This window comes from [Lactobacillus] rogosae, from assembly GCA_900112995.1.
GTDB lineage: Bacteria > Bacillota > Clostridia > Lachnospirales > Lachnospiraceae > Lachnospira > Lachnospira rogosae.
Genome location: FONU01000038.1, coordinates 1 through 13,272 on the forward strand (window position 1 = coordinate 1; position 13,272 = coordinate 13,272).

11 protein-coding genes and 1 tRNA gene are annotated in these 13,272 nt (G+C 35.5%); 11 read left to right on the forward strand and 1 reads right to left on the reverse strand.

Features of this window, described 5'->3' with window-relative positions; all coding sequences use genetic code 11:
• Positions 1-390: 390 nt before the first annotated feature.
• Positions 391-473, forward strand: a tRNA-Leu gene (locus BM157_RS12470).
• Positions 474-537: 64 nt separating this feature from the next.
• Here the strand turns inward: BM157_RS12470 and BM157_RS12475 are convergent.
• Positions 538-885 carry a hypothetical protein gene (locus BM157_RS12475; protein ID WP_090141423.1) on the reverse strand — a complete coding sequence of 116 codons (348 nt, stop codon included), beginning with the start codon at positions 883-885 and terminating at the stop codon, positions 538-540.
• Positions 886-1,230: 345 nt separating this feature from the next.
• Between BM157_RS12475 and BM157_RS12480 the strand changes: the two genes are divergently transcribed.
• From BM157_RS12480 to BM157_RS12525, 10 genes are all read left to right on the forward strand, one after another.
• The gene (locus tag BM157_RS12480; protein WP_022503190.1) at positions 1,231-2,571 is read left to right on the forward strand and encodes a sodium:proton antiporter; all 1,341 of its coding nucleotides are present in this window, start codon (positions 1,231-1,233) and stop codon (positions 2,569-2,571) included.
• 12 nt (positions 2,572-2,583) lie between these two features.
• The gene (locus tag BM157_RS12485) at positions 2,584-3,615 is read left to right on the forward strand and encodes a cytidylate kinase-like family protein (protein WP_022503191.1); all 1,032 of its coding nucleotides are present in this window, start codon (positions 2,584-2,586) and stop codon (positions 3,613-3,615) included.
• 349 nt (positions 3,616-3,964) lie between these two features.
• Positions 3,965-4,333, forward strand: coding sequence for a zf-HC2 domain-containing protein (locus tag BM157_RS12490; protein ID WP_022503192.1), 369 nt, complete (start codon positions 3,965-3,967; stop codon positions 4,331-4,333).
• Between the two features lie 73 nt (positions 4,334-4,406).
• Positions 4,407-7,091: a DNA polymerase I gene (polA, locus tag BM157_RS12495; protein WP_090141425.1), complete on the forward strand. Its 2,685-nt coding sequence runs from the start codon at positions 4,407-4,409 to the stop codon at positions 7,089-7,091.
• A 48-nt stretch (positions 7,092-7,139) separates the two neighbouring features.
• The gene (gene coaE / locus BM157_RS12500; RefSeq protein ID WP_022503194.1) at positions 7,140-7,730 is read left to right on the forward strand and encodes a dephospho-CoA kinase; all 591 of its coding nucleotides are present in this window, start codon (positions 7,140-7,142) and stop codon (positions 7,728-7,730) included.
• Positions 7,731-7,773: 43 nt separating this feature from the next.
• Entirely contained in the window at positions 7,774-9,981 is a 2,208-nt protein-coding gene (locus BM157_RS12505; protein ID WP_090141427.1) for a cell division FtsA domain-containing protein, read from the forward strand.
• 59 nt (positions 9,982-10,040) lie between these two features.
• Entirely contained in the window at positions 10,041-10,838 is a 798-nt protein-coding gene (locus BM157_RS12510) for an MBL fold metallo-hydrolase (RefSeq protein WP_055306622.1), read from the forward strand.
• Positions 10,839-10,914: 76 nt separating this feature from the next.
• Positions 10,915-11,187, forward strand: a complete 273-nt coding sequence (locus BM157_RS12515) for an ACT domain-containing protein (protein ID WP_022503196.1) — start codon at positions 10,915-10,917, stop codon at positions 11,185-11,187.
• Between the two features lie 50 nt (positions 11,188-11,237).
• Entirely contained in the window at positions 11,238-12,602 is a 1,365-nt protein-coding gene (locus BM157_RS12520) for a PFL family protein (RefSeq protein WP_022503197.1), read from the forward strand.
• A gap of 483 nt (positions 12,603-13,085) precedes the next feature.
• Positions 13,086-13,272 (forward strand): nucleotidyltransferase family protein (locus BM157_RS12525; RefSeq protein WP_318255998.1); only part of this gene is annotated, 187 nt, incomplete at its 3' end.

A 13,272-nucleotide genomic window follows, 5' to 3' on the forward strand; every position in this document is an offset into this window, starting at 1 on the left:
TACTTCGTAGTCACTTAGAAGTTCCTTGCGGAACTTTATATGTGCAGAAAAGCTGCACGAGAATTATGATATAATATGACTACTTCGTAGTCACTAAGAAGTTTCTTCGAAACTTCGGATGCGTTGAAGAACAACGCAGAAAATAGGATATAATATGACTACTTCGTAGTCACTAAGAAGTTTCTTCGAAACTTCGGATGCGTTGAAGAACAATGCAGGGCATATGGTATAATGAGCACAAGAATTATAAAATATAGTGCTGTGTGTTATGTAATTGAATATTGTTATTTACCTGCCAGACTGATGTATGTTGGTCTGGCATTTTTTTAACAGTAAAAGAAACTTTCTACTTGCCTTTTTAATTATGTTATGGTATTATTTTATTGTTATGCGGAAGTGGCGGAATGGCAGACGCAGCAGACTCAAAATCTGCCGGTGGTGACATCGTGTGGGTTCAAGTCCCATCTTCCGCATTAATAGATTAAGGAAGTCTTTGTATAAAGGCTTCCTTTTTGTGATTTTTGGTGTAAGATATGGCTAGAATCGTTCTGTATCAATTTCCAGACAGCGTTTTAGCCTTTTATACATTCCCTGCTTGGTCATTCCAAGCTTGGCGGCTGCCTGCTCTGCACCCAGTGTATTAATCATTTCCCTGACTTCTTTAACGGAAAGATTATAGTAATTGCTTGTGCGGCCTGCATTTCTTGTTTTCCATTTTTTGAGCTTTTCTTCATCGTAGGATAATACAAGCTGGTTTCTATCGAACTTATTTTTTATCTCTGCTTTGCCGCCAAAGAGACTTAACAGGTTGTTTAATGTCTTTACCTGTTCCTCATCTTCGGCAGTTTTATTTATATCAAATATCAATACATTTAAGTCGTACATAATAACCTCCATAAGTAAACTAATTAATTATTTGTCTAAAGTATAACATATAGACTATGTAATAGAAATGGCTTATATACAATTTGGCATTTACTTATAGATTGCTTGTTATGTGTTTATATATAGTTGTCTGTGTATTTATATTATTTGTTATGCTTATATATTGTTTGTTGTATTTTTATATATTAATGCTGTGTGAAAAGCGAAAAGTGGTTTGTTGTTTTTAAATAAAAACTTAATAATGCTTTTATTTTTTTAATAAATGGACTATAATTCTTTAGCAATAAACATTGAGGTTATGTTTATCTAATAAATAATCATTATTATGAACAGGAGGAATTTATTATGTTGCCATTATGGCTTTGTATCCCTTTCGCAGGATTACTTTTATGTATTGCAATTATGCCACTTGTGAAAGCTGAATGGTGGGAAAGTCATCAGATACACGCAGTTATATTCTGGTCACTTTTATTTATCATTCCATATGCGGTAACAAAAGGTGCATCAACAGCAGCGGAAACGGTGCTTGAATGTATAATTAACGATTATCTTAGTTTTATTATTTTATTATTTGGTTTATTCTGTGTTACAGGTAATATATCTGTTGATGGTGATTTGGTTGGTTCACCAAGAGTAAATACAATTACATTATTAATAGGAACATTTCTTTCCAGCCTAATAGGAACAACTGGTGCAAGTATGTTATTGGTTCGTCCGCTTATTAAGATGAACTCCTGGAGACATAGAAGAAGTCATATTATGATATTCTTTATATTCCTTATCTCTAATATGGGTGGCTGTCTTACACCAATTGGTGATCCACCACTTCTTATGGGATTTATGAGAGGGGTTCCGTTTACATGGAGTTTACATCTTCTTCCAGTATTATGCTTTAATCTTGTAATTCTGCTTCCAATATTCTATATGATTGACAGACATAATTACAGACTTGATATTGCTGAGGGTAGTGTGCCTGATATAAGTAAGGAGTCAACAGAATTAAAGCTTCAGGGTGCTCACAATATTATATTTATAGTAACAATCGTAATTGCTGTTGTACTCAGTGGTACACTTACTAATGTTCCAGCATTTATTGGAGCCAACGGAGAGCTTAAGGGCTTACATATTGGAGAAGTAACATTCTCATTTGTTACAATGATAGAGATTGCAATAATTCTTTTATCAGCGTTATTGTCATTTAAGACAACACAATCTGAGATTAGAACCAAGAACCATTTCAACTGGGGTGCAATTCAGGAAGTAGCTGTACTTTTTATAGGTATATTTATTACAATGCAGCCAGCTCTGATGATTCTTAAGGCTGTTGGTCCAACACTTGGAATTAATAAGGCATGGCAGATGTTCTGGACAACAGGTGCACTTTCAAGTTTCCTTGATAATACACCAACATACCTTGTATTCTTTACAACTGCTGGTACATTAGGATTTACAAATGGTATTACAACAAGTGCAGGTATTATAACTGTGAAGCTTCTTACTGCTATATCTTGTGGTGCGGTATTTATGGGAGCTGGTACATATATCGGTAATGCACCTAATTTTATGGTTAAATCCATTGCAGACGAGAATGGTGTCAGAATGCCTGGTTTCTTCGGATATATGCTTTGGTCTATAGGTATTTTAGTTCCTGTGTTTATACTTGACACATTAATATTCTTTTTATAGGAGGAAGGCAATATGAGCGATAATAATATTAATAATATTGATAATAGTATCAATAATGAGAATAAGTCATCAAATGATGATGCTAAGACAATTGCCTACAATCTTGCTAAGAAGATATATGAACTTGATAGCAATGTATATGAGAGTGTAGGTTCAGAACTTGGACGAGTATTTATAGGTGATGCGGACAAATGTCTTGATAAGCTTAGTGCACTTATATATACTAACCCACACGGATATCTGTTAAGAAGTGAAGTTGCTCTTGTAGGAAATATGGCAAGAACAATTAAGGATAAGGAAGTTAAGTCTAAGTTTATGCGTCAGTATAATGACATATTAAACGAGATAGCAGAACTTCCTCACGGATTTGGTTCAGTTGATATACTTGATACATCAATCAGTGAGTTAAATGTATCTAATTTCCACAGAAATAACAACGATAACAGAATGATAATATGTATAAGCCGTACAGAGGGAAGTGCTGGTACTGATATCGGATTTGCACTTGCTGATAAGTTAAGGCTTAACTATTATGATGCTGAGATTTTCAAGGATCTTGTTATCCGTAAAGATGCAGAAAAAGATGCAAGATGGAAGAGCAAGAAGATTGACTTAAGCCACGAAATGATTAATCCAGAAAAGGCAAGACGTTTCAGCCGTAACCATGGACTTCCAGCTAATGATGCGGCATTCTTTAATGAATCAGAAATTCTTAGGGAACTTGCTGAGAAAGAGGACTTTATTGTTATCGGACGTTGTGCTGACGTTATTCTTAAGAATAACAATATACCTCACGTCAGTGTATTTATTACTGCACCTGTACAGCAGAGAGCAAGACGTATTATGGAACTTGAGAAAATTCCATATTCTAAGGCATTAAAGAGGTTGGTTAAATTGGATAAAAAGCGAGAACGTTACTATAAATTCTACACCAATAATATATGGGGGCAGGCATACAACTATGATTTATGTATTAACAGTGCAAGCTATGGTATAGATGAAGCTGTCAACCTCATATTAAGAGTTATTAACAGGGATAAATAAATATCCGTTAAATGTAACAACCTGAAATTAGTAATGTATTTTTTAATAATGCACAGACTTTTAATGGAAAGTCTGTGCATTTTCTGCTATAATGTGCGTAAGCAATGAGCCGTGCCAGTCTGAAGCCTGAGGAAGAACTGTGCTTGCACAAAGTTCTTCTTTGGGCTTTAGACTGATAGGGCGAATGCCCGACAGTTCTGGAAAGCAAAGCTTTCCAGAACCTGCACGGCGTACTAAAATACCCCAATGGTTTTAGCCTGAATTAAGAACTAAATTCGGATACCACCAGAAGAGCACATCTTGTGCGATTTCGTCCGTCCGACAAACTATTGGCTCAGTGAGGCATATTATGGATAATTGCAAGCAAATTCAGAAAATGATTAAAGATTACGACAAAGGTAATCTTTCATTAAAGCAGGAAGAACAATTCATACAGCATATCCTTAACTGTGAGGACTGCAAAGAAGAACTGGAGATATATTATATTGTGTCATACGGACTTGATGAAGACAATATATCAAAAAATACCCCTCCAGCTATCAAAGCCTGCATAGACAGCTATGATTTTAAGACATTAGTTGACTTGAAATTATCTCTAAGCATAGATAAATGCAATGCAATAAGAGAATGGAATCATAATATAACAATATTGAATATTATGATAGAAGTAATTATGCTTCTGACTTTTATTATTTGTATAATAATCAGATATTATTAAAAGCTGGAATGTTGTAATACGGCATTTTGTATCCTGCTATTTACAGGATTTCCAGCTGGAATGGAGATTTAGAATGAGTAAATTGCTGCTTATAGATGGGCACAGTATATTAAACAGGGCATTCTACGGAGTGCCTGATTTAACTAACAGCGAAGGAATACATACTAATGCAATGTATGGATTCCTTAATATTATGTTTAAATTTATAGATGAGGAAAAGCCTGATTATGTTACAGTTGCATTTGATCTTAGTGCACCAACTTTCAGACATAAAGTATATGATGGTTATAAAGGCACAAGAAAGCCGATGCTTCCTGAGTTAAGACAGCAGGTTCCGCTTATGAAGGAACTACTTACAGCTATGAATATAACTATAGTAGAAAAAGAAGGCTTTGAGGCAGATGATATTCTAGGAACAATAGCCAAGAACTCGCAGAAGCAGGGAATTGACGTGTCTATTGTATCTGGTGACAGGGATTTGTTGCAGCTTGCAGATACTAATATCAAAATCCGTATACCAAAGACTAAAAAGGGAGTTACAGAGGTTGAAGATTATTATCCAGAAGATGTAAAAGAACTTTATGGCGTAACACCTGCGGAATTCATAGAGATGAAGGCACTTATGGGTGACAGCTCTGATAATATACCTGGTGCACCGGGAATAGGCCCTAAGACAGCCTCAGCTTTAATAATAAAGTATCATAATATAGATAATATTATAGATAATATATCAGAATTAAAGCCGCCAAAGGCTAAGAAATCAATAGAAGAAAATATTGAGCAGATTAAATTAAGCCGTTATTTATCAGAGATTAAGATAGATGTTGATGTCGATTATGACATTAATAATGCGGATATTAATGATATGTTTAATCAGGAGTCATATAAGCTTTTTAAGCGTTACGATTTCAAGAATATGCTTAAAAGATGTGACAATGGTACACAGTCAGAGCCTGAATGTTGTAAACATTTTAATAAGGTGGAAGATTTTGCCAAAGCCGAGGAAGTGTTTGAAACAGCAGCTTCACATATTAAAGAAAATAAAAAAATCGGACTTGGAATAATTGCAGAAGACGAGCTTCTTGGAGTTTCGATATCATATTCTGATGAGGATATATATTATATTCCAGCTGGAGGCTTTATTACATCTGATTATTTAAAAGATAAGCTTATGAGATTAATAAAGTGTTCAGATAACAGGAATATTGTAATAGATAATCTTAAAGACTATCTTTACATTTTTGATAACTATACAGATGGGAATAACGATGACAGCCTTGAAGTATCAGAACAGGCATTTATGGATATAGCAATTGCGGCATATCTTATTCATCCTAATAATGAAAGATATGATTATGAAGCACTGGCAAGAGAATACCTTTCAATGCTTGTTATGTCAAAGACAGAGCTTCTTGGAAAGAGAAGCATAAAGGAAAGCTTTGATATTGATGATGCGAACTTGTTTAAACTTGCCTGTTTTAAGGCATATGTAAATTATAGATGTGCACAGCCTGTTATAGATGTCCTTATATCAGAGGATATGTATTCATTATACAATGATATAGAAATGCCTCTTGTATTCGTGCTTTACGATATGCAAAGATTCGGTATAAGGGTTGACAAGAATGAGCTTGATGATTACTCAAAGGTACTTACAGAGAAGATAAATGTCCTTGAGAAAGAGATATATGAGCTTGCAGGCGAAGAATTTAATATTAATTCGCCTAAACAGCTTGGTGTTATTCTGTTTGAGAAAATGGGTATGCCTAACGGAAAGAAGACAAAAAGTGGTTACTCTACAGCCGCAGATATTTTAGATAAGCTTGCACCAGATTATCCAATTGTTAAGAAGATACTTGAATATAGACAGTTAGCAAAGCTTAATTCAACATATGCTGTCGGACTTACAGCATATATTAAAGAAGATGGACGGATTCACGGAACATTTAACCAGACAATTACTGCGACGGGAAGAATAAGCAGTACAGATCCTAATCTTCAGAATATACCAATACGAATGGAGATGGGAAAGAAGATACGAAAGGTATTCATTCCCAAAGACGGCTATGTGTTTATTGATGCTGATTATTCACAGATTGAGTTAAGAATACTTGCCCATATGTCAGGTGATGAGAAGCTAATAGCTGCATATAATTCATCAGAAGATATTCACAGGGCAACAGCGGCAGAAGTATTTAATACTCCTATAGATGAGGTTACACCATTACAGAGAAGCAATGCCAAGGCAGTTAATTTTGGAATAATATACGGAATGAGTTCGTTTGGTCTTAGTCAGGATTTAAGTATTACACCAAAAGAAGCTAAGGCTTATATTGACAAATATTTTGCGACATATCCATCAATTAAAGAATTTATTGACGGACTTGTAAGCTCTGCCAAAGAAAAAGGATATTCTCTTACAATGTTTAACAGAAGAAGAGAGATACCTGAACTTTCATCTGGTAACTTTATGCAGCGTTCATTTGGGGAACGAGTTGCTATGAATGCACCAATACAGGGAACAGCGGCTGATATTATTAAGCTTGCTATGATTAGGGTCAGCAGGGCTTTAAAGGAAAAAGGTCTTAAATCACACCTTATATTACAGGTTCACGATGAACTTTTAGTTGAAACAGCTATAGATGAAATTGATGAAGTACGACAGATATTAACAGAGGGTATGAAAGAGGCAGTAAGTCTTAAAGTGCCACTTGAAATAGATATAAAGCAGGGTAAAAACTGGCTTGAGGCACATTAATGCTATAGGTATAGAAAAGTATATTATAACTATAAATGAGGACTACTTATGAAGACAATTGGAATAACAGGTGGAGTTGGTGCTGGTAAATCAGCAGTTCTTGAATATTTAGCTGATAATTACAACTGTGATATTATTATGACGGATGATGTAGCCAAAGGATTGTATACAAAAGGTTCTAAGACATATGAAATGATGATAGCATTGATTGGCGAAGACATTGTCGATGAAACAGGAGAGATTGATAAAAAGAAGCTGGCAGATATAATATTTTCTAATGCTAATAAACGTATGGCAGTAAATAGTATAGTCCACCCGGCAGTAAAGCAGGAGGTTATCACACGCATAACGAATAATAAAATAGCTGGAAGATTAGATTATACATTTGTTGAGTCAGCACTGCTGCTTACAGAACATTATGATGTATTCTGCGATGAGGTATGGTATATAGACACATCAGAGGATATAAGAAGACGGCGCTTAAAAGAAAGCCGTGGCTATAGTGATGAGAAGATTGATAATATATTAAAGAGCCAGCAGGCATTAGAGAATATTAAAGATAAATGCAGCTATTGTATTGATAATAATAAGGATTTAGAATATACTTTCAGACAGATACAAAACATTTTATTGAGCTAAAGTGGCTCTTGTGTTAAAATGTGGGCAGAAATGAGGATATGATATGGATAAAGAAAGGAATTCCAACAATAGTTATGTGTTTGGTCTTGATATAGGAACAAGGAGCGTTGTTGGCGTTGTAGGTTATCTTGAATATGGCAGATTTAAAATAGCAGCAATGGCACAGCAGCTCCATACAACGCGTGCTATGCTTGATGGGCAGATACACGATATATATAAAGTAGGTGATACAATACGTCAGGTTAAGCTTGCACTTGAAAGGCAGCTTAATATGGAACTTAAAGATGTATGTATAGCTGCTGCGGGCAGGGTTTTAAGAACAGTTAATGCGACTGCCGAGTATGAATTTGAAGAAGAGACAAGAGTTACAGCGGAGGATATATATTCGCTTAATCTTCTTGCGGTAGAGAATGCACATCATTCAATCAATGATGCCACACAGAAAGACAGATTTTACTGTGTAGGCAATACACCTATAAGATATCAGCTTAATGGTTATGATATAGGTAACCTTGAGGGGCATAAGGCTAGAAAAATATTTGTTGAGCTTATTGCTACATTTCTTCCGGAAGAAGTTGTAGACGGACTATACGAGGCAGTAGAGTATGCTGGACTTAATGTTGCTTCACTTACATTAGAGCCAATAGCTTCAATGAATATTGCGATTCCAGAACAGTACAGACTTCTTAACATATGTCTTGTCGATGTCGGAGCGGGTACATCGGATATATGTATTACTAAAGATGGAAGCATTGTGGCTTATGGTATGATTCCATTAGCAGGTGATGAGATAACAGAAAAGATTGCAAAGAATTATCTTGTTGACTTCAACACAGCGGAGACTATTAAGATATCCGCAAGCAATCCGGACAATAAAGAGGTTGTGTTCAATGATATTATGGGACTTGAACAGAGGGTTGCTTCAAGCGAGATACAGGCAATAGCAGAAGAATCAATTGATAATATGGCAAAGTCGACATCAGATAAGATTATCGAGCTTAATGGCGGTAAGCCGGTAAATGCTGTATTCGTTGTAGGTGGTGGCGGTAAAATGCCAAGTTACACCAAGGTACTTGCTAAGAATCTTGGCATAGCACCTGAAAGAGTTGCAATAAGAGGAAAGGAAGTCCTTACAACAGTGGATTTTAATGTTGAAGGCTTTGAGAAAGATTCTTTATATGTAACACCAGTAGGTATATGTACGAATTATTATACACAGAAGAATAAGTTTATATTTGTTAATGTCAATAATGAGCGTATTAAGTTATATGATAATAATAAGCTCACAGTATTTGATGCGATTATGCAGATAGGTTATCCTAATGAGAAGCTTTTCCCAAGACGGGGTGCTCAGATTGAATTTATGGTTAATGGCAAAGTAAGGCTTGTAAGAGGTCTTGCCGGGGAAGGTGCAGTTATTACACTTAATAATAAGCCTGCCAGCCTTAATACAGCAATTGAGCAGAATGATGTCATATTTGTTGAGGAGTCAACGATTGGTGAGCCGGCTTCAATTACTTTAGGACAGATAGAAGAATTTGGTTCAGATATAACATTTGTTGTCAATGGAAAGAATATCGTCTGCCCAAGATTTGCATATGTTAATGGTGAATTAAAGTCAGAATTCTATGATATCAGAAATGAAGACTCAATAAGAATAGAGAACTTCTATACAGTAGAACAGTTATTTACATTCCTTGACCTGGACTATAAAGATTATGATGTATTAGTTAATAATATGCCAGCTAATAAACATACTAAGGTTTATGAGAATTTTATGGTTTCATTCAGCAATGTGCCTAAGCAGACAAGCTATGCTGATTTAGAAGATGATACAGAAAATGAAGATGCTGACGGAGGTTATTATTCAGATAACAATACTGAGCAGAATAATGAAGCTGGAAATGGACCGGCAGTCCAGAATGATAGTGATGATAATAATTCGTCTGATATGTCTGATGCGACTAAAGGTAATAATAATGCTGGTGATACACAAGAATCAGCCGATGGAGCTTCATTTAATACAGCACCTGATATTCAAAGGCCAATCAGGGATGTGTCAATAATCGTTAATGGGACACCTGTTGTATTAAAGGGAAAGAGTGATTATGTGCTTGTTGATTTATTCCAGTTTTATGACTTTGACCTTTCCAAACCCAAAGGAAATATTGTAATATTACATAATGGTGTCAGAAGTGAATATACAGCACCGCTAAATGATGGTGATGATATAAAGATATTCTGGGAATAACAAGCTTTAAGTAATGTGAAGAATTTATAATTCATAATAATAGAAATGAGGATTGACTTATGAGAATGATGCCGATTGCAAGCGGCAGTAGTGGCAACTGTATATATATTGGTTCAGATGATACACATATATTAATAGATGCTGGAATAAGCCGTAAGAAGATAGAAGAAGGGCTTAACAGCATAGATGTATCATTAAAGGATATAGATGCAGTATTTGTTACACACGAACATATTGACCATATAAAAGGACTTGGCGTAATGTCAAGAAAAGATGGAATACCAATATATTCAACAGACGGAACAATTAATGGAATTAAGGCAGCTACGAGCCTTGGAAATATAGACTCAGATTATTACCATATAATTGAAGCTGATACAGATATTCATCTTAAAGATATGACAATACATAGTTTCAGTGTATCGCACGATGCCAATGAACCAGTTGCCTACAGTGTATATTGCGATAATAACAAAGCTTCGGTCATAACAGATCTTGGATATTATGATGACTATATTATTGATAATCTTGAGAATTCGGATATGATGCTTGTTGAAGCCAACCACGATATTAATATGCTTCAGATAGGAAGTTATCCTTATTATCTTAAACAGCGCATACTTGGCAATAAAGGACATTTGTCGAATGATTCATCAGCAAGGCTTATCAATTCCCTTCTTAATGATAACATTAAAGGGATATACCTTGGACATTTAAGCAAAGAGAATAATTATGATAAGCTTGCATATGAAACAGTTAAGTTAGAGATAGACTTAAGTGATAATGAATACAAGTCTAAAGATTTTCATATAGAGGTAGCAAAGAGAAGTGAGCCATCAACACTTCTTGAAATATAGCACTACAGTGGTATAAATATGCGAGAGCATATTTACATAAATACATATGCACAAATGCAAAGAATGGAGGACTATTATGAAAAAATGTGTAATTACAGTCGTAGGAAAGGATACTGTTGGTATCATAGCAAAGGTGTGTACATATCTTGCTAAGACAGAAATTAATATTCTTGATATTTCACAGACTATCGTATCAGGTTATTTTAATATGATGATGATAGTTGATTTATCTAATTCCAATACAGGCTTTGATGAAGTTGTAACAGCACTTGAGAATCTTGGCAAGGAAATTGGTGTTGTAATTAAATGTCAGAGAGAAGAAATCTTTGATATGATGCACAGAATTTAATTAACTATTATTAAGTATACGCCATTGGCGATGCGGAAATGAGGAGAAAAATGATTAACATATATGAAGTTACTGAAACCAACAAAATGGTTGAGAAGGAAAATCTTGATGTAAGAACAATTACACTTGGTATCAATCTTCTTGACTGTGCAAGCGAGAATCTTGATGAAGTAAATGAAAAAATATATAAAAAAATCACAACTCTTGCTAAAGACCTTGTAAAGACAGGAGAGGATATTTCAAGGGAAATAGGTATTCCAATAGTTAATAAAAGAATTTCTATAACACCTATTTCATTAGTTGGTGCCTCATGCTGTAAAACACCTGACGATTATGTAACTATTGCAAAGACACTTGATAAGGCTGCCCACGAAGTCGGAGTTAATTTCATAGGTGGTTATTCTGCTGTTGTATCAAAGGGTATGACAAAGAGCGACGAACTGCTTATCCGTTCAATTCCTAAAGCACTTGCATCTACAGAACTTATATGCAGCTCAGTAAATGTTGGCTCTACAAAGACGGGTATTAATATGGACGCTGTAAGACTTATGGGTGAAATAGTTAAAGAGACTGCCGCATTAACTAAAGACGCAGACTCTCTTGGCTGTGCAAAGCTTGTTGTATTATGTAATGCTCCAGATGATAATCCATTTATGGCAGGAGCTTTCCACGGAGTTACAGAAGATGATGCTATTATCAATGTAGGTGTCAGTGGTCCGGGTGTTGTTAAGTATGCACTTGAAAGTGTAAGAGGAGAAAGTTTTGAAGTACTCTGCGAAACTATCAAGAAGACAGCATTTAAGATAACAAGAGTAGGACAGCTTGTTGCTCAGGAAGCTTCTAGACGACTTGGTATACCATTTGGTATAATCGATCTTTCGCTTGCCCCAACACCGGCAATTGGTGATTCTGTTGCAGAAATTCTTGAAGAAATCGGACTTGAGAGAGCCGGTGCTCCGGGAACAACAGCAGCACTTGCACTTCTTAACGATCAGGTTAAGAAAGGCGGCGTAATGGCTTCATCATATGTAGGCGGACTTAGTGGTGCATTTATTCCGGTAAGTGAAGATCAGGGAATGATTGATGCAGTTAATGCGGGTTCACTTACTATTGAAAAGCTTGAAGCTATGACATGTGTATGTTCTGTAGGTCTTGATATGATTGCTATACCAGGAGACACAAAGGCATCTACAATATCTGGTATCATTGCAGATGAAGCAGCTATCGGTATGGTAAACCAGAAGACAACAGCCGTAAGAGTAATACCTGTTGTTGGAAAAGGTGTTGGCGAAACTGTAGAATTCGGCGGACTTTTAGGCTATGCTCCTATTATGCCGGTTAATACATTTGACTGCTCAGCATTTGTAAACAGACCAGGAAGAATACCTGCGCCTATACATAGTTTTAAGAATTAATTACACATTTTAGAGTTAATATATTGATGTAGGTTATGTGACAACATAAGTTATATGGTGGTTAATATATATAACGAAGTGACATATATATTGAAATAACTTACATAGTAAAAATCCCCCCGGAGCAAAAGCTTCAGGGGCATTTTTATGTGTTGGATATATTCGCTGTGTTTAATATTAATTATAATTTATGTTATGATATAATATGACTACTTCGTAGTCACTTAGAAGTTTCTTCGAAACTTCGGATGCGTTGAAGAACTGCGCAAAAACTATGATATAATATGACTACTTCGTAGTCACTTAGAAGTTTCTTCGAAACTTCGGATGTGTGGAAAAGCAACGCAGGGCATATGATATAATATGACTACTTCGTAGTCACTTGGAAGTTTCTTCGAAACTTCGGATGCGTGGAAAAGCAACGCAGAGCACATAATATTTATGGAATTTATTCATAGAATTAAAATACAAGGGGATTTATATATGAAAGCAGTAGGACTTGTAACAGAATACAACCCATTTCATAATGGACATTTATATCATCTTAATAAAGCAATGGAGCTTACAGGGGCGGATATAAGCGTTGCTGTTATGAGCGGGGATTTTGTACAGCGTGGAGAACCGGCTGTTCTTGATAAATATACGCGTGCTTCTATGGCACTTAACAGCG